A 25,125-nucleotide genomic window follows, 5' to 3' on the forward strand; every position below is an offset into this window, starting at 1 on the left:
CCGGCTTGGGAAATTTGCCCGAGCTGCGATCCGGCCACACCCCGCAATTGGCAAGGCGCGGCGGCGTTGTTAGGCTGAGCTTATCAAACGTCGAGGGTGATCGCATGCGCCTCGTGCTTCAGCTTGTCGCCCGTCTGCTGCTTATCGTGGCCCTGTGTCTCGGCGCGGCAACCATATGGGCCACTTTCGACGCCTATCGCAGCGTCGACCGCTCGACTGCCGCCTCGGCGCAGCGGGTCGCGCAGGCGCTTCAGGCGCTGTATTGGCACGAGCTTTTGTTGCGCAGCAGCAGAGCGCGCGAGCAGCTTTTGCCGGTTCCGGAATGGCGCACCCTGGAGACGATGAAGCTGATCTCGCCGGGAGTCTGCGTCGAGTTCCAGCCCGCCATCGCATTTGAAAAGCCGCTCTGCGGTCAGAGCGAGGGGCTGGGCAAAACCCCGCCGAGCTGGTTCGCCGCGATCGTGCCGATCTTCCTCGGCAGCCATGCCGAGGTGGTGCGGCCGGTCAGCCCCCGCGCCGCCTCGGCCGGAACGGTGGTCGCGACGCCGGATGCCGCGGCCGCCATCTCGCTCGCCTGGGAGTACATCCTCAACGTGATCGACGTCGCGCTGTTGATGGCGGCCGCGATCGCGCTGCTGGCTTCGCTGGCGATCGCCCATGCGCTGGCCCCGGCGCGCACGATCGTGACCGCCCTGCAGCGCATGGCGCGCGGGCAGTATCGCACCAGGCTGCCGCGCTTCCGCTCGATGGAACTGGCAATGATCGGCCGCGCCGTCGACGAACTCGGCGGCCGGCTGGAGGAAGCCACCGAGCAGCGCGCTGCGCTGACGCGGCGCCTGATCGAAATCCGCGACGACGAGCGCCGCGCCCTCGCCCGCGAGCTGCACGACGAATTCGGGCAGAATCTCTCCGCCATCCTCGCCTTTGCCAATACGATCGAGACGGCGAGCACAAAGGGAAAAACCGAGAACGGCATCGCACAGGATGCGCGCATGATCTCGCAGGCCACCCATCATCTGATGGCCTCGCTGCGCGATGCGCTGAAACGCCTGCGCAATCCTCTGCCTGATGAGCTCGGGCTCGAGGCAAGCCTCGTCAATCTCGTCGACAGCTGGCGCTCGCAGAGCGCGGCGCGGCCGACGATCCAGCTCGATCTCCGGGGTGACCTCACAGACATCAGCGGCGCGGCCGCCACGACCGCTTATCGCGTCGCCCAGGAATGCCTGACCAACGCGCTGCGTCACGGTGCGGCGCGCGAGATCATCTTGCGTATCGAACGCCGGGCCGGCGAGGACGACGCGCTGCTGATCCGCGTCGAGGACGACGGCGGCGGCGATGCCGAGCGCGTCGCGCAATCGGCCGGCTTCGGCCTGACCGGCATCCGCGAGCGCGTCACGGCGGCCGGCGGATCGCTCTCGATTCTGCCGGCCCGCAGAGGCCTCAGTGTCGCCGCCACCATCCCGCTCGCCGCGTGAGGGCGGCATGAGCGAGGTCGCGGCAACAGGCATCTCCGTGCTGCTGGTGGACGACCACCCGATCGTCCGGCAAGGCTATCGGCGCGTGCTGGAAAGCCAGGGCGATCTGCATGTCGTGGCGGAAGCCGATAGTGCCGCGGATGCCTATGTTGCCTTCAAGGCGCACGATCCGGATGTCGTCGTGTTGGATATTTCGATGCCCGGCGCAAGCGGGCTGGAGGCGATCCGCAACATCCGTTCCCGCAATCCGCGGGCGCGCATCCTCGTCTTCACCATGCACAACGAAGCGGTGCTGGTGAAAGCCGCCTTCGGCGCCGGCGCCTCTGGCTTCGTCACCAAGAGCAGCGAACCATCCGCGGTCGTGAATGCCATCCGCGCCGTCGCGCGGGGCGAGCGGGCCATGAGCGACGACATCGCGCACATCCTGGCCGAGGACAGCCTGTCGGCGGGCTCGGTGCTGGATCAGCTGGGCGAACGCGAGATCGAGATCCTGCGCCAGTTCGCCGGCGGCGCCACCACCGAGCAGATCGCGACGCATCTCAATCTCAGTGTGAAAACAGTGCAGAACTACCACTATCTGATCAAGACCAAGACCGGCGCGCGCACGGACGCTCAGCTTGTGCGGCTCGCGGCGACGTGTGGGCTGACGAGGATCTAGCAGCAGCGCTGCCGCATCGCCATGGTCCCCTGAAGCTTCTCAATCTGCCGAACGAAATTGGAACGGACTCCATCCGGCTCCGGTTAGTACCGCAGTGAAGGAGTCACGAGGTCATGAGTAAGGGTCATCACAAGGCAGCCGACCATCCCCCGATCATCACAGTCGGCGAACTCATCGACGAACTTTGCCGCCTGCCGGACACAGCCGTCGTCCACTTCCGCTGTCCAATGCTCGATCAGGAGCTAACCTTCTACCGTCTTCGCAAGCGGTCAAAGGACACCGTCGAAATCGCGGTCAATGCCTATCCGAACAGTCCGCCGGTCGTGCCATCGTCCGATCCTGCCTTCCACGCGCGAAGACATGCTGCTTCCTCGCCATCGCTTCGCGACGGCGCCACGCTTCACAAGGCGAGAAGTTGATCGGAAGTTGATCGGCAACTCGGCGGATTGAATGGGTCCTGCGGCCTCAGGCTGCCTTCAGACCACGCAGCAGCAGCGCGAGCGTCGCATCGACGCGTGCGGCGAGATCGGCATCCTTCCACTCATCGGCATGCGCCGGATGATGGAAGCGGACAGTGGCATCGAAGATCGCGCGCGCGGTGGTCTTGACGTCGCCAATGGCGAATACGCCCTGCGTCACCCCGTCAGTCAGGATCGCCGAGATCTGGTCGATCATGGTGTCCTTGTGGCATTTGACGGCCGCACAGGCCTCGCGCGCCAGCGTCAGATAGGTGTCGAACATTTCGGGGTCGTCGAGCACGCGCGACCGCTTGGCGGCGAACAGCGTGCGCAGCCAGCGATCCAATCTTGCCGGCGCCGGCCCCTGCTCCCCGGCGATCTGGCGCAACGGCGCATCGATACGATCCAGCCAGCGCTTGGCGACGGCCTCACGCAGCGAGGCCTTGCTCGGGAAATGGCGATAGACGCTGCCGTGGCTCACATCGAGCGCACGGGCAACGTCGACCACGGTGGCCTTGGCAAGTCCAAAGCGCCTCAGCACGTCCTCGGTGACTTCGAGGATCCGCTCCGGCGTCAAGACAACAGCTTCATTCATGCCAGCACCATGTTCCCGTTCAGGGTTCAGTTATCCGGCGATGGAGCGGCTTCCGAAGCGCCCATTGCCGGCCGTTCGGAAAGCTCTCGCCTCAATGAGGCAGTTTTGCAGCCTGCGCCGCAATCTGGCGCGCCACCAGTAAATTGAGCCAATGCCCAATTGTGCCGGTGAGATTGATGATTTCGGTCGTCATTGTCGTAAGTCTCCATTCGTCCGCGCTTCCGGTTCTTCAATCCGCCCTTCGATCCGGAGCTTGGCTCGGATGTCGGGCTTTCCGGGGCTTGTCGCGGGACGCCCAATCGGAGCGTCCGAATACGGATATACACGTCTCGCTGACAGATTTCAATATCTGTCAGTCAATGATCCGTGATTGACAGTTAATATTTGCGGCTGAGGACGCCACCCTGCTCATTGGGCCGGTGGATAGCTCGGCGATCCCCCTCTGCCGGCACCGAGACCGTTTGTTTCGCCCTGCCTGCTCTGTTAAATCACAGCGTAAAAAGCATTTTGGCAGGTCGCGCCCCTCAGGGCCGCCCGCCCACCTTCCTGGAGCCGTCAGATGATCCCCCGCTATACCCGCCCGGAAATGGCCTCGATCTGGGAACCGCAGACCCGGTTCAAGATCTGGTTCGAGATCGAGGCGCACGCGGCGGACGCCCTCGCCGAGCTTGGGACCATCCCCAAGGAGGCCGCCAAGACGGTCTGGGCCAAGGCCAGGAACGCCACCTTCGACGTCGCCCGCATCGACGAGATCGAGCGCGAGACCAAGCATGACGTCATCGCCTTCCTCACCCACCTCGCCGAGATCGTCGGCCCCGAGGCGCGCTTCGTGCACCAGGGCATGACCTCCTCCGACGTGCTCGACACCTGTCTCAACGTCCAGCTCACCCGTGCCGCCGACCTGCTGCTCGCCGACCTCGACAAGGTGCTGGCCGCACTCAAGAAGCGCGCCTTCGAGCACAAGATGACGCCGACCATCGGCCGCAGCCACGGCATCCATGCCGAGCCGGTGACCTTCGGCCTTAAGCTTGCTTATGCCTATGCCGAGTTCTCGCGCGCCAGGGAACGCATGATCGCGGCGCGCAAGGAAGTGGCGACCTGCGCCATCTCGGGCGCCGTCGGCACCTTCGCGCAGATCGATCCGCGCGTCGAAGAGCACGTTGCGAAAGCCATGGGCCTCGTCCCCGAGCCGATCTCGACCCAGGTGATCCCGCGCGACCGCCACGCGATGTATTTCTCGACGCTTGGCGTGATCGCCTCCTCGGTGGAGCGCATCGCGGTCGAGATCCGCCACATGCAGCGCACCGAGGTGCTGGAGGCCGAAGAGTTCTTCTCCGAGGGGCAGAAGGGCTCCTCCGCCATGCCGCATAAGCGCAACCCGGTGCTGTCGGAGAATCTCACCGGTCTCTCCCGCATGGTGCGCGCCTACGTGACGCCGGCGCTGGAGAACGTCGTGCTCTGGCACGAACGCGACATCTCGCACTCCTCGGCCGAGCGCATGATGGGCCCGGATGCCACCGTGACGCTCGACTTCGCGCTGGTGCGCCTCGCCGGCCTGATCGACAAGCTGCTGGTCTACCCCGCCAACATGCAGAAGAACCTCGACCGCCTCGGCGGCCTCGTGCATTCGCAGCGCGTGTTGCTGGCCCTGACCCAGAAGGGCGCGAGCCGCGAGGACGCCTACAAGCTGGTGCAGCGCAACGCGATGCCGGTCTGGCGCGGCGAAGGCGATTTCCTTGTTCTGCTGAAGAAGGACGCCGAGGTGAAGAAATATCTGACCGACGCCGAGATCGAGGAGCAATTCGACCTCGGCTACCACCTCAAGCACGTCGACACGATCTTCAAGCGCGTGTTCGGCGAGAGCTGAGCGCGCTCCGTAGCCCGGGTGAGCGCAGCGATACCCGGGGGCCCCTCTCACAGAGATCCCGGATGTCGCTTCGCTCATCCGGGCTACCTCAAACCAAAACGGATTCCCCATGCCCATCGTCAACCGCGTTGCCGCCCTCTCCGACGAAATGGCCGCCTGGCGCCATGACTTCCACGAGAACCCGGAGCTGCTCTACGAGGTCCACCGCACCGCCGGCATCGTCGCCGACAAGCTGCGCGAGTTCGGCTGCGACGAGGTGGTGACGGCCATCGGACGCACCGGCGTGGTCGGCGTGATCCGCGGCCGCAAGTCCGCCTCCGGCAAGACCATTGGGCTCCGCGCCGACATGGACGCGCTGCCGATCATGGAAACCTCGGGCGTGGCCTATGCGTCGAAAGTCCCCGGCAAGATGCACGCCTGCGGCCATGACGGCCACACCGCGATGCTGCTGGGCGCGGCCAAATATCTTGCCGAGACGCGCAATTTCGATGGCACGGCGATCGTGATCTTCCAGCCCGCCGAAGAAGGCGGCGGTGGCGGCAAGGCCATGGTCGAGGACGGGCTGATGACGCGCTGGAACATCCAGGAGGTCTACGGCATGCACAACATGCCGGGCCTGCCGGAAGGACACTTCGCAACCACGCCCGGCGCGATGCTCGCCTCCTCCGACAACATCCAGATCACGGTTCACGGCAAGGGCGGCCACGCCGGCGCCGGCCCGCACAAATCGGTCGACAGCGTGCTGATCGGCTCGCAGATCGTCAACGCGCTGCAGTCGATCGTCGCACGCAACGTCGACCCGTTGAAGTCGGCGGTCATCTCGATCACGCAATTCCACTCCGGCACGGCCTTCAACATCATCCCCGAAATCGCCGAGCTCGGCGGCACCGTGCGCACGCTCGATCCTGAAGTGCGTGATCTCGTCGAGCGCCGCATCGGCGAAGTCGCCGAGAGCGTCGCGCGCGCCTATGGCGGCTCGGCCGAGACGAAATACACGCGGATGTATCCGGTGACGATGAACCACGCGCGCGAGGCCGGCCTTGCCGCCGACGTCGCCCGCGATATCGTCGGCGCCGATCGCGTCAACGACAAGTTCATCCCGATGATGGGCGCTGAGGATTTCTCCTTCATGCTGGAGGCGCGCCCCGGCGCGATGGTGCTGGTCGGCATGGGCGACGGCAACGAGTGCCACCACCCGGCCTATGTCTTCAACGACAACATCCTCGGCCACGGCGCCTCGTTCTGGGCGCGACTCGTCGAGACGCGGATGCCGGCGAACTAGGCTGATTGGCAGGGCGGGTTGGCGACAGCGTAACCCTACGCCTTCCGCTTCGCTTGTTGAGCTACGGCGACGCCCCGTCCGGCGACGAGGCTAACCTTCAGGCTGCCCTAATTGCCGCAAAGAAGTCTTCGACTTCGGAGCGGAGCGCATCAGTCTGGCCCGAGAGGTCTTTGGAGGCGGTCAACAGCTCGGATGCGGTGACGCCTGTCTCGCCCGCGGCGTGGTTCACCCCGCCGATGTTGCTCGACACGTCATGCGTCCCCTGCGCTGCCTCCTGTACGTTGCGCGCGATCTCGGCTGTTGCCACGCCCTGTTGTTCGACCGCGGCCGCAATTGCGGTCGCAATCTCGTCGATGGCGGCAATAGTCGCGCCGATCTGCTGAATGACGCCGACAGAATCCCTGGTCGCTTCCTGAATCGAGAGTATCTGCTGGCCGATCTCGCCGGTCGCCTTCGCCGTCTGCTCCGCCAACGCCTTGACCTCGGACGCCACCACCGCGAAGCCCCGGCCGGCCTCACCGGCACGCGCCGCCTCGATCGTCGCATTCAGCGCAAGCAGATTGGTCTGAGCCGCGATCGTGTTGATCAGCTCGACGACGTCCCCGATCCTCTGCGCTGCCCTGGCAAGACCTTCGATCGCGGCACCCGAACGAGCGGCCTGATCGACTGCCACGCCGGTCATTCTCGTCGATTCGGAGACCTGGCGGCCGATCTCCTTGATCGAGGAGGCGAGCTCTTCGGTCGAGGCTGCTACCGCCTGCACATTGGTCGACGCTTCTTCCGAGGCGCCAGCCACCACAGTCGATTGCCGGATCGACTGTTCCGCACTCGCGGCGAGCATATTGGCCACGCCCTGCAGACCAGCCGCCGAGCTTCCGAGTCTTTCCAGCACGATCTTCATCCGGCCGTCGAAACTCCGAATAGCCGCGGCGGTCCGCTCCTGCTGCTTCTGCCTCTCCGCCAGCATCGCCTCTTGATACGCGGAGATGGCAATATCCATGTCCAACATCACTGCGGTGTTGAGGGCGGCAAGCACGTTGGCCATGCGCGTCGGCGCCCATCGATATTTTTTGACAGCCAAGGCCACCAGCTGGCAGAGCACGAAATTGTAGCCACCGATGTACCAACGTGGCTCCAGGCCGATCTTGTTGTGTATCAGCCCGATCATGCGCACACCATGCATGTAGTCGTGATCGAAGCGGCCGTTGAACAGGCGTGCCCAGTGTGAACTCTGGGCCTCCTTCAGCCGCGGCATGTCGCCGCCGATCAAGGCGGCAAGCCGCGGCTCGCTCGATACATGGCGATAGAAGCCGTCGAGGATATCCGGCAGCGCGTCCTCGACCGACGTCCAGAATCCACGCAAGAGCTCGCCGGTGCCCGCATCGATGCGCATGAAGCGCATGCGTCCGTCCCGATCCCGGCTCTCATCATTTGCTGTCGGCGCGAATGTCATGGATAACACCCTCTGCGATCTATCGGAGGCAAAACGCTGCAAACGAACAATCACGCGGCAAGCTCAATGCCGGCGATTATCATCTCTCGCGGTTAAGTTTGACTGAGTGCAAATCAACGCGGGTGGACGAGATTTGATGCAGATTAATAATGCACATCAACAAGAATGGAGTTTTGCTGCGAACATGGGACCATCCCAGAGATCAATCGATCGATGTTCTCCATCCTGTCTTCCGGACAGTTTCTGAATTTCCACCATCCGAAATTTGTGACAAAAGGAGCTGTTGACTATATGAAAATGTTACGGATCATATCGACCCGATAACATCCGGAGAATCCGCACCGATGCGGTTGCGCAGCGGCGACTTCAGCCAAACATGAAGAACATATCGCCTTGTGCAACTTGCCCGAAGAGCAACTCCTCGGGATTCTGCGCTGCAGTTTTCGAAAGTACTGCGCCAGCGGGATCGATCGAAACATGCGATTGGCAGCATCATCTTGTGGTCCCGGCAGGACGACAGTTGTTGACCGTGAACCAAACCTCGCCTGACGTCTACGTATTCTGCGCCGGTTGGGGATTTCGATTCCTTCAGATGCCCAATGGCCGGCGGCAAATCCTGGGCTTCTTGCTGCCCGGCGATGTCCTGGCCGGCTCGCTCCTTCACGAACGCCTGCATTTTTCGGTCAAGGCTCTGACAGCAATCCAAGTCAGTACAATGAAGCGGGCAGAACTCCACGCGCGAGTCGCGAAGAACCTGCGTATCCTCTGGACCGCGGCGCAGTGCTGCGCGGGCGAAGCCAAGGCTGCCGACGAGACAATTGCCGCACTTGGCCAGTTCTCGGCGGAGGAGCGCATAGCCCATCTGTTCCTGCAACTCATGAAACGCATTGCCGACCGCAACGTGATCCGCGACGAGCGCTACAGGGTGCCGCTCCGCCAGCAGCACATCGCCGATGCCGTCGGACTCACACCGGTCCATGTCAGCCGCGTCCTCAGTACCTTTCGGGAACGCCGCGTCGCGGATCTGTCGAACGGCGTGCTCGAGGTGTTCGATCTGCGCGAGCTACAGCGATTGGGCGCGCTGAATTGAGCGTGCGGCAGCTCAATTCTCTCCAACCGTTGCCGGTCGGCGAACGCGGCTCAGATCGTCCTGGATCATTGGCGGGCACATGAACCGGTCGTAGGGGACGGGGCGACCGAACAGATACCCTTGCGCAAAATCAATTCCCATCGACCGAACGTCCTCGAACTGCGTCTCTGTTTCTATTCCCTCCGCGGTCACGCTGATGCCCAGCCCCTTGGCCAGCGCAACCGCCGATGCGATCACCGCCGCACATTCCCGCCTGTGCAGGCCCTGTATGAAAGACTTGTCTATCTTGATCTTGTCGAACGGAAAGTTCGTCAAATAGCTCGCCGACGAAAATCCCGTGCCAAAATCATCCAGCACGAGCGTGGCACCGATGGCTTTCAATCGCCGAAATGTCTGGAGTTGCTCGGATTGCTGTTCCAGCAAGACAGTTTCGGTGACTTCGATCTGCAACCGCCGCGGATTCAAACCCGATCGAAGCAGTGCCTGCATCACGACATCGAACAGATTGCCGCGCTTGAACTGGGTAGCGGACACATTGACTGCGAGCTGGACGCCGGGCGGCCAGGACACCGCATCGAGGCACGCCTGTTGAATTATCCATTCGCTGAGGGGCTGGATGAGACCCGTGCGCTCGGCCAGGGCAATGAACCGATCCGGTGCAACGAGACCGTCGACGGGATGACGCCACCGCACCAGTGCTTCGGCCGTATGGATCGTACGGGTATCGACATCGAGAATGGGTTGGTAGTGCAGCTCGAACTCTCGCGCAGTGATCGCGCGGCGCAGATCCGCTTCCAGGGCTTTCTCTCCCTTGACCGCCTCGAGCATCGCCGGCTGATAGAGGCGGTGACCATTGCGGCCCGCCGCCTTGACCTCATAGAGCGCCAGATCCGCCTTTTTCAGCAGATCCGCGGGGTTCGAGCCTTGCTCCGGACAGAGCACAATTCCGACGCTCGCACTGATATCGAGCTGGTGCCCCTCGATCTCAAAGGGCTCGGCAATGGCCTCGACGATTTGGCGACCGAGATCAACTGCGGTCTCGCGTACGTCGTCGCCTGCTCGCCGGATCATGGCGAACTCATCGCCGCCCAATCGTGCGACGAGATCCTGCTCCGACGCAAGCAATCGTAAGCGCGAGGCGACCGCCCTGAGCAGGTTGTCGCCGGTATCGTGTCCAAACGTATCATTGACGCGTTTGAATCCGTCGAGATCGATCAAGTGAACGCTCAACCGGCTCGATTGCGCGTCGGCCCCCCACCCGATTCTCGCCTGATCGAACAGCGCGCACCGGTTCAGAAGGCCCGTCAGGGAATCGTGAGTGGCCGTGAACGAGAGTTGCGCTTCGGCTTCCTTTCTCGCCGTGATGTCGATCCGAATGGCCATGTAGGCGACGGGCCTGCCGTGGGGGCCAAGTTGCGCCGTGATCACGGTATCCACCCAATACAGCCCTCCCGACTTGGCGCGATTGCACAGCTCGCCGCGCCAGACATGCCCGCTTGCCAAGCGGCGGTACATGTCACGGAAAAGCTCCCTGGGATGGGCATCCGATTTCAGGAGACGATGATTTTGTCCGATGAGCTCCTGGCGTGAATAGCCGCTGATCGTGCAGAAATTGTCGTTGACGTAGTTGATAACGCCCTTCACGTCCGTGATCGCGACGATCACGGCCTGGTCGATGGCATATTGCTTCTCGATCAGCTCCTGCAGCGTTTCATTGGCGTGGATCTCGGCCAGTCGTTCGCTGGTGATATCCCGGTGCACCTCGACCAGGCCGCCGCCGGCCATCGGATGCCGTGAAACCGAAATGAACCGGCCGTCGCCGAGCTCGTGGACCGACTGCGGCGTCTCCGCGGCGCCGGGCTCGCCGATCATATCAACGCCCGCTTCCGAGACGCCCAGCCCGACCTTCCTGATTTCATTGATTTGACGCAGTGGCGTGCCGGGTTTCACGTCGACACGCGCCAAGCCATACATGCGGGCGAATTGCTCGTTGCTGGCGATGACCTGCAAGTTCGGCCCGAACACGCAAAGACCGGCCGGCACGCTCTCGATTGCGCGGTTGAGAACAGTCGCTGCATCGGGACGGTCCGCCAGCGCCACGATCCAGAGAAGTCCGGAGGACAACAGCACGACATACGCGGCCGGGGCCGCCGTTCCGATCTGCAGGACGATCGCCGCCGCGAGCAGCAGCACGATACTCGCCAACCCGCCGATTCTCTGCGAACAACCCAATGACTGCATCAGAGATCCCCCCTTCCGGCCCTGATGCGAACACCTCCGCGTCTAAGACGGACTTAAGATCGTGACACAAGACGCCGAACTGCGGCCGCAAGCTTTGGTTGCAGTAAATGTTTGAACCGGTCGCTTGATCGGTGTTCTTAACCTGCATCAAGCGCCCTTCAGAGCCGCAGGGGGCGATCCGAACGCCCCCTGCGCCTTCTGCATTCGGATCTGCGGGCGACGAAGGGAGTTTCGTCCGTCAGCTTTGGAGGCTGCGCGACGTTACGCCTGCACGACCTCATGCCGCATCACGAACGGCGCGAGCAGCGCATGCACCTCGCCGGCAACGCGCTCGCGCTGGTCCATCGGCAGGCCGGCAAGCGTCACGGTCGCGATCGATCCGTGACTGCCATGAGCGCCGACCTCGACCTTGCAATCGATGCCGCGCGCGACCAGCGGCGACAGAACCTTGGCAAACACGCGCTCGGCCGCGTCCCAGCGCAGCTGCGGCTTGAACACCTTGCCGACCCCGGTCACCGGCATCGGATCGATCGGGATGACCTGCACAGGCACCGCGGCGCGCTCCGGGGTGCGCTCGCGCACCCACGTCTCCAACTCGCCCGGCTGGACCTTGGCGCCCGGCTTGAGCTGCACGTATCCTACCGGCAACTCGCCGGCATAAGCGTCAGGCTGGCCGACGACGGCGGCGAAGCCGACCGCGGGATGCCGGAACATGATCTCCTCGATCGGCGCGGGATCGATGTTGTGGCCGCCACGGATCACGAGATCCTTGGCGCGACCGGTGATCCAGAGATAGCCGTCGGCGTCAAGCCGGCCGAGATCGCCGGAATTGACCCAGACGTCGTCGACGAAGGCGCCCTTGTTGTGCTCGTCGTTGAGATAACCGCCGAACACGCCAGGCCCCGCCATGATGACAACGCCGATCTCATCAGGCTTGCAGTCGCGGATCAGGCGGCCATCGGCATCGAGCTGCACGATGCGCACGCGCGCATAGGGCATGGGAAGGCCGACCGAGCCGAGCCGGATCGGCCGCGACGGATAGGCCAGCGCGTGCACGCTCGACGTCTCGGTCATGCCGTAGACCTCGACCACCGGCAGCTTCAGCTTGTCCTGGATCGCCGAGCCCACCGCGACGGGGATCGCCGAGCCGCCGCCGGCGGCATATTTGAGGCTGGAGATGTCGGCATCGCCGGGCGGCACCGCGAGCGTGGCGGCGAGCACCGTCGGCACGCTCGACAGCGCCTCGGGCTTGAACCGCTCCACCAATTTCCAGATGTTCTTCACCGCATTCGGATTGCGCCATCCGCTTGGCGACAGCACGACCAGCGAGCCGCCCGCCGACAGGGTCAGCAGCACCTGCGTCAGCGAACCTCCGACATGGAACAGCGGCATGCCGAACAGCATGTTTCCGCCCGGCTTCGCCTTCAGCAGCAGGTTGAGCGCCCAGGCCTGATAGACCTGATTGGCATGCGTGTGTCGCACCAGTTTCGGCGTGCCGGTGGTGCCGCCGGTGTGGAAATAGGCGGCGACGTCACCGCCCGAAATCTTGCGCCCGCTGACAAGCCGGTCCGACGGCTGCTGCTTGATCAGGTCGTTGAAGGCGAAGACGCCATTCGCGGGATCGCCGCCGCCGAACACTTGCACGATCGCCTTGAGGTGCCTGAGTTGCGGGCGGATCTGCTCGACCTTCTGCCAGATGTCGGTGCCCGGCATCGGCCCGAGAGCCACCAGGATCTTGGTGTTCGCAGCTTCCAGGATCTCCGCGATCTGGTGCGGCTCCAACAGCGGATTGACGGGATTGGCAATGCCGGCGGCCTCCGCGCCGAACAGCGTCACGAAGGCATCCGGCACCAGCGGTAGCATGAAGCTGATGACGTCGCCCTTCTCCGCGCCAAGCGCGTGAAACATGTTGGCAGCCTGCGTGACGCGCGCAATGAAATCGCGGTACGTGACCACCAGCGGCGTGTCGGCGGGATCGGCGTTTTGCAGAAACTGGATCGCCGCCCCGTCGGGATTGCGCGCCGCACCGAGCTTGATCGCGTCAAACGTGCTCTCGGCGGCGATGCGGTCCGCATAGGGGACTTGCTCGAACGCACGGACCTCCTCGTCTGTCAAAAGATCCGGATAGTCTTTGCCGATAAGCCGATCGAGCGCGTGGATGCCCACCATAAAATTCCGTCCTCCCTCAGATACACGTCCCCGCCCCTGTCTTTTGACATTTCTGGTTCGGCGAGGCCTCGGCCGATGGCCGGCCAGGCGCGGACAGAATGATGGATGATTTGGCGTTCGTCCATGACCTAACGGCCGCGGCGATCAAACTCGCCTGAGCGGCCCTTGAACCTCCGCGCCCAGACCGGGGACCAAGAACAAGCATTGGATTCGTCTGTCAGCGTCCTGCCGCAAGACTTGAGGTGATCATGACCACGCCCCTGCGGGACTGCTCCCCCCGACTATTCGCTGCGATCGCGATGACATCGTCAATTATGGCAGTCGCGATGGCCTTGCCCTCTGCCGCGCTCGCCGGCGATGGTCAGCTCGACAAGATGCGCGCCGGGATCGCGGCTTTCGTCGCCGACAAGATGGAGAAGCTGGGTGGCTCGCGCATCGTCTACAAGGTTGACAGCGACGGCCTGCGCGAGACCGTCGTCGCGGACCTGCGCGACGATGTCTACAAGATCTTGCGCGAGGACAAGATCGCCTTCTCCGGGCTTGCGATCCGCGATGGCGGCGTCGAATTGAAGATCGCGGACGCCAAGGGCCGCGAACGGCTCGAGCGCAAGCTCGCGTCAGCCGCGGAGGGATTGCCGTCACATACGCTCGCCGTGACCCAGGGCGGTGACGGACTGGTCAGGCTCGCGCCGACCGACGCCGCGTCCGTCGCGCGGCTGCGCGATCTCCTCGAAGATGCCATCGCCATGATCGAGCAGCGTCTCAAGGACGCCGGCGTCACGCTCGCCAGCGTCCAGCCTGAGGGAACGGACCGCATCCGTATCTTCCTGCCGGGCGCGATGCAGCCCGAGGGCATCACCGCTATCTTCGCCAGGAAGGTCAAGGTCAGCTTCCGCCTGGTCGATCTCTCGATGCCGCCCGCCCAAGCGCAATCCGGCACGCCCCCCACGGGCACGGAAGTCCTGCTCGGCTTCAAGGACAAGCTTCCTTATCTCGTCGCCAAGGACCGCGCGCTTGAGGGCGACGACATCAGCTATGCAGGCCCGGGATTTGCGAGCGGCACGAAGGAGCCCATCGCCTCGTTCCGCTTCAACGGCCGCGGCACGCGGCGCTTCGCCCACATCACCGCAGAGAACGTCGGAAAGCCCTTCGCCATCGTGCTCGACGACAAGGTGATCTCCGCGCCCGTGATCCGCGAGCCCATCACCGGCGGTTCCGGTCAGATTTCCGGCAATTTCACCCTCGAGGAAGCGAGCAGCGTCGCCATGATGCTGCGCGCCGGCTCGCTGCCCGGCCGTCTTGGCCTCGTCGAGCAGCAGGTCGTGCAACCCGCCGCCAAGCCGTAAGGCAACGAACGTCCGAGGCCCCCCCGCTCTTGGGGGCATCCGGGCCTTCCGCGGCGCCGAAGCCTCCTCGAATCACCGGTCGCGTTGCTGCCGGACGCACGACCAACGAGCAATTGCCGAAACGCCCGATCAGGCTAAAATTTGCCTCTTGCGGCATGACGGCCGAAGGCTTCATTCAAGCGGTCGTCATTCGATTTCGGCTATAGGTGTCGAGCATACCGACCAGGACTGAAGGCCTTACGCGGGGATAATACCATGCCGTCCGGCAGCGCAGACATTTCGTCGATCCTCGACCGCATTCTCGATGCGGCGACCGACAATCTCAGGATCGCGAAGATCCTGGTCCAGATGGGCCTCGATCCGAACAACGTCACCTACGACGCGATCTTCAATCGGATGCTGGAGATCTTTGTCCACAATATCACGCTGGCCAATCTGTTCGCCGCGGTCGGCGCCGGCTTCTTCGTCGCCACCCTCCTGATGCGGACGATGGTGCCCCTGCGCGTTGCAAACATGATCGGCTGCGGGTTCTTCGCCGTTTTCGGCGCGCTCTCCGCCAACGTCGCGACGTTCCTGCTGTATCTGCTCCTGCTTCCGATCAACGCCCTGCGCCTGCGGCAGATGCTCAAGCTGGTCAAGAAGGCGCGCCATGCGGCCGAAGGCGACATGTCGATCGAATGGCTCAAGCCGTTCATGACCGAACGCAAATATCGGCGCAGCGACACGCTCTTCAAGCTCGGCGATCCCGCCAAGGAGATGTTGCTCACGGTCACCGGCAAGTTCCTGGTCAAGGAAATCAACGTCGAGATCGGGCCCGGCGCGCTGATGGGAGAACTCGGCTTCCTGACGCCGGACAACCGGCGCACCGGAACGATCGAGTGCATCGAAGACGGCCAGGTCCTGACCATCACCTATGACCGGCTGCTCGAGATCTACTTCCAGGATCCGCAGTTCGGCTACTACTTCCTGGTGCTGACCAGCCAGCGCCTGCTGCAGAACATCGATCGCCTGCAGAAGCAGCTGGCGACGGAGCGGGCGGCCACGACGAACAGGATCGCGTGATCGCCGCCGCTCAGTCCAGCAGCAGCGCCATGCCGGGATCGCCCTTCTCCATCGCGCGCCGGTAGGCCGGGCGGGCACTGACGCGGCCGAGATATTTGACCACGTTCGGGCAGCGCGCGAGCTCGTAGGGCTGGAAGTAGCGCATCGTCGTCAGCGAAAATCCCATCATGATGTCGGCGGTGGTGAAGGCCTTGCCCGCCAGATATTCGGCGTCGCGAAGGCGCGCATCGAGCAGATCGTAGGAGCGATCGAGCCGTCCCTTCATGGCAAGCAGGGTCGGGTTGTCCTTTGCAAGATCCAGCCGATTCAGAATCATCATCCGCCCCATGCCGGGTTGCAACGTGCCATTGGCGAAGTGAAGCCAGTACAGGAACTGCGGGAAGCCGGGATCATTGGGGCTTAGCACCAGGCGGCCGTTGCCGTACTTTGCAATGATGTAGTCGACGATGGCGCCGGACTCCGCGAGCACGAGATCGCCGTCGGTCACGACGGGCGCCGCCCCGCTCGGGTGCAGCGCCTTGTACTCGGGCGGCGCCAGCATGGTGACGGGATCGCGCGCGTAGCGCTTCAGCTCGTAGGGAAGCCCCAGTTCCTCGCACAACCAGACAATGCGCTCGGACTGAGACTTGCCGAGATGATGGACGGTGAGCATGAGGCCTCCTGCAGCGGTAGTTTGGGCACCTCGTGATGACGCATATGGCCCGCCATTGCCAGGGGTGGATTTGGGTCTTGTGCCCGGGCGGCCGCGCAGCGTTTCTTCGACGGTGCGCTGCAGAGCCGGGGTCCACGCGACCGGGCATTTCCCGGCCGCAGCGTCCAGCCTTCCCCCTCAGCAGTCCCGCCGCAAAATCGCCCTAAAAACCGAATGGTAACCATGACGGGCTAGGGTAATGACGTGACCAATTCTCCGACGATCCTGGTGTTCGATTCCGGCCTTGGCGGGCTCACGGTGCTCCGCGAAGTTGTGGCCGCGCGTCCGGACGCCCATTTTGCCTACGTCGCCGACGACGCTTTCTTCCCCTACGGTCATCACAGCGAGGACGAGATCATCGCCCGTGTCGTGCCGTTGATGGGTGAACTGATCGGCACGCATGACCCTGATATCGTCGTCATCGCCTGCAACACCGCGTCTACCCTGGTGCTGTCTCACTTGCGAGCCGCTTATTCGGTGCCCTTCGTCGGCACCGTGCCGGCGATCAAGCCGGCCTGCGCGCAATCGAGGACCCGCCGCGTCTCCGTGCTCGGCACCAAGGGCACGGTGAAGCGCGAATACACCAAGGCCCTGATCCGCGATTTCGCGCAAGGATGCGAAGTGACGCTGGTCGGCTCGCCCGAGCTCGCTTCGCTGGCTGAAGCCGAGCTCAGCGGTGCTTCCGTCAGCGACGGCGACATCCTGGCCGAACTCACCCCCTGCTTCGTCGGCGAAGACGCGACCTCGCGTACCGATACGGTGGTGCTCGCCTGCACACATTATCCGCTGCTGCTCGACCGGCTGAAGCGGCTGGCGCCCTGGCCGGTCGACTGGATCGACCCGGCGCCGGCGATCGCCCGCCGCGTCTCGGATCTGCTCGGCCCGCCGACCGATGCCATCGCACAGTCCGGCGCCGAGATGATCTTCACCTCGAACCGCGTGCACGGCCTCTCGGCCACGCTGACGCCGTTCTTCGGCGGCCGCGCGCTGGCCTGACTTTGCGCCACGGCGTCGCGCTGCTAGGTTTTGCCGTCGCCACCTCACCGCAGGCCTTTCCATGTCGGTCCAGACCCCGCCACTCAACCGCCTCCGCCAATTGTGGCGCGAAGGCCGCCCCGCCTTCGGCGCGATCGCGACCATCCCGAGCGTGCAGACGGTGCAGATCATGGCGCGCTCGCTCGACTGGATCATCGTCGATCTCGAGCATGGCCCGATCGGCCTCACTGAAGCGCACGCGATGATCGCCGCGACCACGGGCACGCCGTGCACGCCCCTGGTGCGGATCGCGGCAAACGAGCCGTGGCTTGCGAAGGCGCCGATGGACATCGGTGCCTTCGGCATCAACTTTCCGATGATCACCAACCGCGCCGATGCCGAGAAGGCGGTCCGCAGCGTGCGCTACCCGCCGCGCGGCGACCGGCTCTGGGGACCGTTCCACGCCCCGTTCCGCTGGGGTCAGTCGATGCCGGACTACATGGCGAGCGCCGACGACGAGATGATCTGCATGATCACCATCGAGCATGTCGATGCCGTCAACCGCATCGACGAGATCATGGCGACGCCCGGCATTGACGTCGCGGTGATCGGGCCCGGCGATCTCGCGACGTCCATCAACAAGCGCGGCCAGATGGACGATCCGGAATTGCTGGCGCTGGTCGCCCGCGCCGAGGCCGGCATCCTCAGAAGCGGCGTGCCGATCGGCGGCGTGGCCCGTACCGCCGACCAGGCCAACGCCCTGGTCGATCGCGGCTACCGCGCGATCGCGCTCGGCTTCGACTGGTCGCTGTTCCAGCGCGGCATCATGGCCGCGTTCGAGGGCATCAGGCGCTGAGCAGGCGATGCCACCTTGCCGGGAACTGCGGCCCTGCTAGGGTCGGCACCAGGGAGGAAACAATGCTCAAAAGGACTTTGCTCGCTCTTGCCTTCACCGGCCTCGCGTTTGCCGCCTTCGCCCAGCAGCCCGGAATAAAGCGCACGCCGCTCCAGAAGGTCGAATTTCCGGACGGCTACAACACCATCACCGCCGTCGCGGAAGTCCCGGCGGGAGGCTCGGCCGGACGCCATACCCATCCGGGAATCGAGACCGGCTACGTGCTCGAAGGCGAGCTCCATCTCCTGATCGACGGTCAGCCGGAGAAAACCCTGAAAGCCGGCGATTCCTACCAGATCCCGGCAGGCGTCGTGCACGACGCCAAGGCCCATGGCGATAAGGCCATGAAAGTGCTGGGAGTTTACGTGGTCGACAAGACCAAGCCGCTGGCGTCGCCGGCTCCCTGAACTGTCGAACCGCTCAACCCCTGGCGGGTTGGTTCGTGCTAAGGGAACGGCGAGCGGGAACCCGCTCGCTGCACATTTTTTCATCTCTAGGAACCGAAGACCGATGCGCGGGACGCCAAAGCCCATTTCGCTGCCGCGCCGCCTGATTTGCGACCTCATGCGCGCGTCGATGGACGTGCCGTTCGTCTCGCTCTCCCGTTCGCTGAATATCCGCCCCCTGCTCGAGGCACGCGCCAACGCCGCCGCACCAGCGGGCTGGGCTGCGACCTTCGTCAAGGCCTTCGCCCTGGTTGCCAAAGACGAGCCGATCCTGCGCACGGTCTACGCCAAATGGCCTTGGCCGACGTTCTACGAATTGCCCCACAGCGTGGCGTCGGTGGCGATCGCCCGGGTCGAGGACGGCGAGGAATGCGTGATGCCGCAGCGAATCGCGGCCCCCGAGGCCATGGCGCTGGCCGCGGTCGACGCCGAGATCCGGCACGGCAAGACGGCGCCGATCGCTGACGTCCCGATGTTCCGCAAGATCATGCGGGCAACCCGCCTGCCGCTGCCGCTGCGGCGGCTGTCCTGGGCGATTGGCCTAAATTTCGGCCGCCAGCGTGGCAACTGGTTCGGCAGCTTTGCGGTGAGCTCGGTGGCCGCCTATGGCGGCGGCGAGCTCCATCCCATTACGCCCGGTCCCTTCATCGTCAGCTACGGCCTGGTCGAGCCTGGTCAGACCATCCATGTCGTGATCCGCTGGGACCACCGCGTTACCGATGCAGCGCCGATCGCCCGGGTCCTGACCCGGCTGGAACAAGTCCTGAACACTGAAATCGCTGCCGAATTGCGCGCGGCGGGCTCGAAGCCGATAAGAGCGGTCGGGACATGATTCCGGGCCCATTCGCATTGACAGAACGGCCCAAACTCCCCTAAAAGCCGCCTGCTCGCGGGCCGATTTCGGCCCGCGAAGCGTTTCGCGACCCGTGGTCCACTCCCTTAAGCTTTGGGGATCGGACCTGTCAGTGCCGGGCTAGCCCGTCACCCAGGAGGGCGCGTTTCCTCAAACCATGTACCTGAAGAGGACGCGATGACTAAGCGCAGTGAGGCGAAGTACAAACTCGATCGCCGTATGGGCCAGAACATCTGGGGCCGCCCGAAGAGCCCCGTGAATCGCCGCGAGTACGGCCCCGGCCAGCACGGCCAGCGCCGCAAGGGCAAGCTCTCGGACTTCGGCGTGCAGCTGCGCGCCAAGCAGAAGCTGAAGGGCTACTACGCCAACATTTCCGAACGTCAGTTCCACGGCATCTATGTCGAGGCGAGCCGCCTCAAGGGTGACACCGGCGAGAACCTGATCGGCCTGCTGGAGCGTCGTCTCGACGCGGTCGTGTACCGCGCCAAGTTCGTCTCGACGATCTTCGCCGCCCGTCAGTTCATCAACCACGGCCACATCAAGGTGAACGGCCGCAAGGTCAACATCTCGAGCTACCAGCTCAAGGTCGGCGACGTGATCGAGGTCAAGGAAGCTTCCAAGCAGCTCGCCCATGTGCTCGAAGCCAGCCAGCTCCCCGAGCGCGACACCCCCGACTATCTCGAAGTCGACCATGGCAAGATGACCGCGAAGTACATTCGCATCCCGGGCCTCTCCGACGTGCCGTTCCCGGTGCAGATGGAGCCCCATCTGGTCGTCGAATTCTATTCGCGCTAAGATCTGAATATCGAAAGGCCCCGGTTCGCCGGGGCCTTTTTGCTTAAGAGCCACACTTCAGTGGCCGCAATGCTTGAGGAGCCGTCGCATGCTCTACACCCCTCCCCCGATCGATCCCAAGGCGCCGCCGGTGCGCATCAATCTGCTCTCGGACACGCAGACCAAGCCGACGGCTGCGATGCGCGAGGCGATGGCACGTGCGGAGGTCGGTGACGAGCAGGTCGGCGACGATCCGACGGTGAACGCACTGTGCGAGCGAGTCGCCGAGTTGCTTGGCAAGGAAGCAGCGGTCTACATGCCGTCGGGCACGATGTGCAACGTCACCGCGACGCTGGTGCATTGCCGGCCCGGCGACGAGATTCTCGCCCATGAGACCGCGCACATCATCGCGCGCGAAGGCGGCGCGCATGCCGCGATCGGCGGCTTCCAGGTGACGCAGCTCAAAGGCCCCGACGGCCAGTTCACGCCGGAGACGTTCCGGAAAGCCCTGCATCCGCGCACCCGCTACCAGCCGCCGCAGACCGTCGTCAGCGTCGAGCAGACCGCCAATATCGGCGGCGGCACGATCTGGAAGAAGGCCGCGCTCGACGAGATCGTCGCGATCGCGAAACAACACGGCCTCGTCACCCACATGGACGGCGCGCGCCTGCTCAACGCGACCGTCGCCAGCGGCATCTCCCCGCGCGACATGACCGCCGGCTGGGATTCAGCCTGGATCGACTTCTCGAAAGGACTGGGCGCACCGATCGGCGGCGTGCTCGCGGGCTCACGCGCCTTCATCGACGCGGTGTGGCAATGGAAGCAGCGGCTCGGCGGCTCGATGCGGCAGGCCGGCATTTGCGCCGCCGCCTGCATCTACGCGCTCGACCATCACGTCGACCGCCTCGCCGACGATCACGCCAATGCGCGCGCGCTTGCCCGTGGGCTGTCGCAGATCGCAGGAATCGAGGTGCAGGAGCCCGAGACCAATCTGGTGTTCTTCAAGCCCGACGGCACGGGCGTTGCCGGCGACAAGATGGTTGCGGCGCTGCGCCAGCGCGGCGTGACGCTGGCGATGATGGATGGCCGCATCCGCGCCTGCACCCATCTCGACGTCGATGCGGCCCAGGTCGAGGAGACGATCGGGTACGTGCGCGAGATCGTGCGCGGGGCGTGAAGTCTCGTAGCCCGGGTGAGCGCAGCGACACCCGGGACTTCACGCGCAGCGACCCCGGATGTCGCTGCGCTCATCCGGGCTACGCAGTCCGCGAAGGACCTACCGCCCCATCGCCTGATAGATCAGCGTCTTCAGCGCCAGCTGGATCCGGCCGCGCTGCGACGGGGTCTGCACCATGAAGATCCCGAACAGATCGTCCTCGGGATCGATGAAGAAGAAGGTGCCGCCGACGCCGTCCCAGCGATATTCGCCGAGCGGCCACGATGTGCCTGACGGCACCGAGGTTCGGACGGCGAAGCCGAGGCCGAAGCCGGAGTTCCCGCCCGGATAATAATTCTGGTCGCGCGCGATCTTCGTCTCAGGGCCGATGTGGTCCGACGCCATCAGCGCGATGGTCTCGGGCTGGAGATAACGCCGGCCCTCATAGGTGCCGCCGTTCAGCAGCATCTGCGCAAAGCGGGCATAGTCGCTAATCGTGCCGACCATACCGCCGCCGCCTGATTCCCATGTCACCGGCCGCTTGATGTCGCGAACCTGCGTCGTCGGATTGATGTTGCGGTCCGCTGGCATCGGCTCGGCGACACGCGGGAATTTGGCGGGATCAGCGACGAAGAACGCCGTTTCGGTCATGCCGAGCGGATCGAGCAGCCGCTCCTTCTCGAACTGCAGCAGCGTCTTCCCCGAGATCACCTCGACGACACGGCCCAGCACATCGGTAGCGTGGCCATAATCCCACTTCGTGCCGGGCTGTTCGGCGAGCGGCAACGCGGTGATCTTTGCGACGAACTCGGCGTTGGTCGAATTTCCGTTGTTGAAGAGACCTGCGTCGGCATAAAGCTTGTTCACCAACTCCCCGCCGTAATAGCCGTACGGCAGCCCTGCGGTATGGCGCATCAAGTCCTTGATCGTGACCGGACGCTCCAGCGGCTCCAGCACCAGGCTGACCTTGTCGTCCTCGGCCTTCTTCTCGACGCCGACCTTCATGCTGGCGAATGCGGGAATGTATTTTGCCACGGGATCGTCGAGCGAAAGCTTGCCCTCCTCGACCAGCATCATCGCCATGACGGAGGTGATCGGCTTCGACATCGAATAAAGGCGGAAGATCGTGTCCGCGCTCATCGATATTTCGGTCGCGACGTCACGGACGCCGAAGTTCTCGGAATAGACCGGCTTACCGTGCTGCTGGAGCAGCAGGATGGCGCCGGGGATCTTGCCGGTGGCGACCTCGTTCCGGATGTAATCGGAAACTTTCGCCAGCCCTTCGGGCGAGAAAGTGCGGACGGCGCTTCCCTCAGAGCCGGCCTTCCCACCGACCACTCCGACCAGAAGCACGAGCGCCGCGATGAACGCGCGGCGCCCGAACATGTCACTTTTCCATGGCTTCATAGACCAACTGCTTCAATGTCCGCTGCACGCGCTGGCGCTCGCTCGGGGTCTGCTCCAGCAGCACGAAGAACATATCCTGCTTGGGATCGATCACGAAATAGCAGCCGGAGGCGCCGTCCCACTTCAATTCGCCGAGATCACCGGGCGGTGGCGGCTTGGCGTTGCCGGGATCGGTGCGGACGGCGAGCCCGAGACCGAAGCCGAAACCGTCGCCGGGGAAATAGAAATAGTCGCGATCGACGCCTGAGCCCGGGCCGATCTGATCGGTCGTCATCAGCTTGAACGTCTCGGGCTTGAGAATGGTCTTGCCGTCGAGACTGCCGCCATTGAGCAGCATCTGCGCGAACCGCTCATAGTCGGCCATGGTCGTCACCATGCCGCCGCTGGCGAACTGGATCTTCTTGGCCACCGTCGGATCGTTGATCCGGCCGACCCGGAAATCGCTGTCGTTCGGCACCGGCTGCGCCAGCAGCTTCTGCTTCTCGAGAGCCGTGACGAAGAAGCCGGTATCGACCATGCCGAGCGGGTCGAGCAGCTTCTCCCGCATGATGTCGATCAGCGGCTTGCCGGCCGCGATCTCCATCACGCGTGCCAGCACGTCGGTGGAATGGCCGTATTGCCAAAGCGCGCCCGGCTGGTTGTGCAGCGGCAGTTTCGCGATGCGCTCGGCGAACTCGGCGAGGTCGAAATCACCGGCATAGATGTTGGCCTCGCGATACGCCTTGCGGACCAGGCTGTCGCCATAGAAACCATAGGTGATGCCCGATGTGTGTGTCATCAGATCGTGCACCGTCATCGGCCTGTTGGGCGGCACCAGTTCGAGCGACTTGGTGCCATCCTCCGCCTTCTTCTCGACGCCGACCTTCACGTTGCCGAAGGAGGGGATGTACTTCGAGACGGGATCATCCAACTTGATCTTGCCGTCCTCGATCAACCGCACCGCGACCACCGACGTGAGCGCCTTGCTCATCGAGAACAGGCGGAAGATGGTCTTGTCGGTGATCGGTGCCTTGCTGACCACGTCCTGCACGCCGAAGGCTTCGTGGTAGACCGGCTTGCCGTGCTGCTTGATCAGGACAGTCGCACCGGCGATCTTGCCGGTCGCGACCTCGTTCTTGAAGAATTCGCTGATCTTGCCGAGCTTGTCCTGATTGAAATGTGCGCCGGCCGGAATCTCGTAGGTGCCCTCGGCTTTCGCCAGCGACATCGCGCCGAGCGACACCAGCGCGCCGCAGACCAGCGAACGCAGTCCAGACTTTGAAATCATATCCCCTCCCCGGAACATCGTCCGGCGGAGTTTACCGGCCGTATCATCAGGCACAAGGGCCGGGGTGTCGCGCAAGTGCTTCGGCATGGAGTTTGGCGTTCGGCTCGGCGAAACAGCAGAACACGACACGGGTCACCGACGGCGCTGCCGAGAGCCCTTCGACCGTCGTGCGCACCGCAATGTCGGCGGCGCGGTCGGCGGGAAAGCGGAAAATACCGGTCGAAATCGCGGGGAATGCCACCGAGGTCAGTCTGTGCTTCCCGCACAGCCCCATCGAACGGCGATAACAGGAGGCGAGCAGATCGTCCTCGCCGAGGGTACCGCCATTCCAGACCGGCCCGACGGTGTGGATCACATGGGCAGCCCTAAGCCGGTAGCCTTTGGTGATCTTGGCATGGCCCGTCTTGCAGCCGTGGAGCATGCGGCATTCGGCGACCAGATCGGGCCCGGCGGCCCGATGAATTGCACCGTCCACACCGCCCCCGCCAAGGAGCGACGTGTTCGCGGCGTTGACGATGGCGTCAACGCTCAGCGTGGTGATGTCGGCGACGATGACCTCGAGCTCGGCGCCGCCAATCCGGCGCGTCAGCACGGTCGCGTATCAGGCCGCGACGACGACGCCCTTCTCGGTGAGGAGCTGCTGCAATTCGCCAGCCTGGAACATCTCGCGGACGATGTCGCAGCCGCCCACGAACTCGCCCTTCACATAAAGCTGGGGGATCGTCGGCCAATTGGAGAAGGTCTTGATGCCGTCGCGCAGTTCGGCGGATTCGAGAACGTTGAGGCCCTTATAGCCGACCCCGACATGGTCGAGGATCTGGACGACCTGGCCGGAGAAACCGCACTGCGGAAATTGCGGCGTGCCCTTCATGAACAGAACCACGTCGTTCGACTTCACTTCGTTTGCGATGAATTCCTCGATGCTCATTTCCGTGTCCTTCTGGGGCCGAGCCCTCTCCGATCGC

Annotated in this window: 23 protein-coding genes; 14 read left to right on the forward strand and 9 right to left on the reverse strand. The window is 64.0% G+C overall.

From position 1 onward, the window contains the following. The first annotated feature begins 104 nt into the window (after positions 1 to 104). From IVB24_RS27740 to IVB24_RS27750, 3 genes are all read left to right on the forward strand, one after another. Positions 105 to 1,475: a histidine kinase gene (locus tag IVB24_RS27740; RefSeq protein WP_247769699.1), complete on the forward strand. Its 1,371-nt coding sequence runs from the start codon at positions 105 to 107 to the stop codon at positions 1,473 to 1,475. A gap of 7 nt (positions 1,476 to 1,482) precedes the next feature. Then, positions 1,483 to 2,133, forward strand: coding sequence for a response regulator transcription factor (locus IVB24_RS27745; protein WP_094972229.1), 651 nt, complete (start codon positions 1,483 to 1,485; stop codon positions 2,131 to 2,133). Positions 2,134 to 2,246: 113 nt separating this feature from the next. Beyond that, entirely contained in the window at positions 2,247 to 2,552 is a 306-nt protein-coding gene (locus IVB24_RS27750) for a hypothetical protein (RefSeq protein ID WP_094972230.1), read from the forward strand. Positions 2,553 to 2,598: 46 nt separating this feature from the next. Here IVB24_RS27750 and IVB24_RS27755 read toward each other — a convergent pair whose 3' ends face one another. Next, entirely contained in the window at positions 2,599 to 3,186 is a 588-nt protein-coding gene (locus tag IVB24_RS27755) for a TetR family transcriptional regulator (protein ID WP_247769700.1), read from the reverse strand. A 559-nt stretch (positions 3,187 to 3,745) separates the two neighbouring features. Between IVB24_RS27755 and purB the strand changes: the two genes are divergently transcribed. Continuing rightward, positions 3,746 to 5,053 carry an adenylosuccinate lyase gene (purB, locus tag IVB24_RS27760; protein WP_140480387.1) on the forward strand — a complete coding sequence of 436 codons (1,308 nt, stop codon included), beginning with the start codon at positions 3,746 to 3,748 and terminating at the stop codon, positions 5,051 to 5,053. Positions 5,054 to 5,162: 109 nt separating this feature from the next. Beyond that, positions 5,163 to 6,335: a M20 aminoacylase family protein gene (locus tag IVB24_RS27765; protein ID WP_247769701.1), complete on the forward strand. Its 1,173-nt coding sequence runs from the start codon at positions 5,163 to 5,165 to the stop codon at positions 6,333 to 6,335. 97 nt (positions 6,336 to 6,432) lie between these two features. Here IVB24_RS27765 and IVB24_RS27770 read toward each other — a convergent pair whose 3' ends face one another. Further along, positions 6,433 to 7,788 (reverse strand): globin-coupled sensor protein, encoded by a 1,356-nt coding sequence (locus IVB24_RS27770; protein WP_346771341.1) that lies wholly within the window; start codon positions 7,786 to 7,788, stop codon positions 6,433 to 6,435. Positions 7,789 to 8,317: 529 nt separating this feature from the next. Between IVB24_RS27770 and IVB24_RS27775 the strand changes: the two genes are divergently transcribed. Then, complete coding sequence (locus IVB24_RS27775) at positions 8,318 to 8,878, forward strand: Crp/Fnr family transcriptional regulator (RefSeq protein WP_247774184.1); 561 nt, start codon at positions 8,318 to 8,320, stop codon at positions 8,876 to 8,878. Positions 8,879 to 8,890: 12 nt separating this feature from the next. On the opposite strand, the gene IVB24_RS27780 is transcribed toward IVB24_RS27775, so the two are convergent. Together IVB24_RS27780 and IVB24_RS27785 are read right to left on the reverse strand one after the other, a co-directional pair. After that, complete coding sequence (locus tag IVB24_RS27780) at positions 8,891 to 11,119, reverse strand: EAL domain-containing protein (protein ID WP_247769702.1); 2,229 nt, start codon at positions 11,117 to 11,119, stop codon at positions 8,891 to 8,893. A 261-nt stretch (positions 11,120 to 11,380) separates the two neighbouring features. Continuing rightward, positions 11,381 to 13,288 carry an acyl-CoA synthetase gene (locus IVB24_RS27785; protein ID WP_247769703.1) on the reverse strand — a complete coding sequence of 636 codons (1,908 nt, stop codon included), beginning with the start codon at positions 13,286 to 13,288 and terminating at the stop codon, positions 11,381 to 11,383. A 248-nt stretch (positions 13,289 to 13,536) separates the two neighbouring features. Here IVB24_RS27785 and IVB24_RS27790 point away from each other — a divergent pair, with 248 nt between their 5' ends. Then, on the forward strand, positions 13,537 to 14,634 hold the full coding sequence (locus IVB24_RS27790) for a preprotein translocase subunit SecD (RefSeq protein WP_247769704.1): 1,098 nt from the start codon (positions 13,537 to 13,539) through the stop codon (positions 14,632 to 14,634). A 255-nt stretch (positions 14,635 to 14,889) separates the two neighbouring features. Then, positions 14,890 to 15,696: a cyclic nucleotide-binding domain-containing protein gene (locus tag IVB24_RS27795; protein ID WP_247769705.1), complete on the forward strand. Its 807-nt coding sequence runs from the start codon at positions 14,890 to 14,892 to the stop codon at positions 15,694 to 15,696. A gap of 10 nt (positions 15,697 to 15,706) precedes the next feature. Here the strand turns inward: IVB24_RS27795 and IVB24_RS27800 are convergent, their stop codons facing one another. Next, complete coding sequence (locus IVB24_RS27800) at positions 15,707 to 16,348, reverse strand: glutathione S-transferase family protein (RefSeq protein ID WP_247769706.1); 642 nt, start codon at positions 16,346 to 16,348, stop codon at positions 15,707 to 15,709. Between the two features lie 243 nt (positions 16,349 to 16,591). On the opposite strand from IVB24_RS27800, the gene murI reads away from it, so the two are divergent. From murI to IVB24_RS27830, 6 genes are all read left to right on the forward strand, one after another. Next, complete coding sequence (gene murI, locus IVB24_RS27805) at positions 16,592 to 17,383, forward strand: glutamate racemase (RefSeq protein ID WP_247769707.1); 792 nt, start codon at positions 16,592 to 16,594, stop codon at positions 17,381 to 17,383. Positions 17,384 to 17,444: 61 nt separating this feature from the next. Next, positions 17,445 to 18,218, forward strand: a complete 774-nt coding sequence (locus IVB24_RS27810; RefSeq protein WP_247769708.1) for an aldolase/citrate lyase family protein — start codon at positions 17,445 to 17,447, stop codon at positions 18,216 to 18,218. A gap of 62 nt (positions 18,219 to 18,280) precedes the next feature. Further along, a complete protein-coding gene (locus IVB24_RS27815; RefSeq protein ID WP_247769709.1) occupies positions 18,281 to 18,664 on the forward strand; it encodes a cupin domain-containing protein in 384 nt (127 codons plus the stop codon). Between the two features lie 103 nt (positions 18,665 to 18,767). Next, positions 18,768 to 19,535 (forward strand): acyltransferase, encoded by a 768-nt coding sequence (locus IVB24_RS27820; protein WP_247769710.1) that lies wholly within the window; start codon positions 18,768 to 18,770, stop codon positions 19,533 to 19,535. Positions 19,536 to 19,733: 198 nt separating this feature from the next. Then, positions 19,734 to 20,351: a 30S ribosomal protein S4 gene (gene rpsD, locus IVB24_RS27825; RefSeq protein ID WP_212282272.1), complete on the forward strand. Its 618-nt coding sequence runs from the start codon at positions 19,734 to 19,736 to the stop codon at positions 20,349 to 20,351. A gap of 88 nt (positions 20,352 to 20,439) precedes the next feature. Beyond that, a complete protein-coding gene (locus IVB24_RS27830) occupies positions 20,440 to 21,507 on the forward strand; it encodes a threonine aldolase family protein (protein ID WP_247769711.1) in 1,068 nt (355 codons plus the stop codon). A gap of 99 nt (positions 21,508 to 21,606) precedes the next feature. On the opposite strand, the gene IVB24_RS27835 is transcribed toward IVB24_RS27830, so the two are convergent. From IVB24_RS27835 to grxD, 4 genes are read right to left on the reverse strand one after another with little or no spacing between them, the layout of a single operon-like run. Further along, positions 21,607 to 22,872 carry a serine hydrolase domain-containing protein gene (locus IVB24_RS27835; protein WP_247769712.1) on the reverse strand — a complete coding sequence of 422 codons (1,266 nt, stop codon included), beginning with the start codon at positions 22,870 to 22,872 and terminating at the stop codon, positions 21,607 to 21,609. A gap of 1 nt (position 22,873) precedes the next feature. Further along, complete coding sequence (locus tag IVB24_RS27840) at positions 22,874 to 24,160, reverse strand: serine hydrolase domain-containing protein (protein ID WP_247769713.1); 1,287 nt, start codon at positions 24,158 to 24,160, stop codon at positions 22,874 to 22,876. Positions 24,161 to 24,206: 46 nt separating this feature from the next. Then, the gene (locus IVB24_RS27845) at positions 24,207 to 24,752 is read right to left on the reverse strand and encodes an O-acetyl-ADP-ribose deacetylase (protein ID WP_094972246.1); all 546 of its coding nucleotides are present in this window, start codon (positions 24,750 to 24,752) and stop codon (positions 24,207 to 24,209) included. A 9-nt stretch (positions 24,753 to 24,761) separates the two neighbouring features. Continuing rightward, positions 24,762 to 25,088 carry a Grx4 family monothiol glutaredoxin gene (gene grxD / locus IVB24_RS27850; protein WP_094972247.1) on the reverse strand — a complete coding sequence of 109 codons (327 nt, stop codon included), beginning with the start codon at positions 25,086 to 25,088 and terminating at the stop codon, positions 24,762 to 24,764. Positions 25,089 to 25,125: the final 37 nt, after the last annotated feature.

This window comes from Bradyrhizobium sp. 192, from assembly GCF_023100965.1.
GTDB lineage: Bacteria > Pseudomonadota > Alphaproteobacteria > Rhizobiales > Xanthobacteraceae > Bradyrhizobium > Bradyrhizobium symbiodeficiens.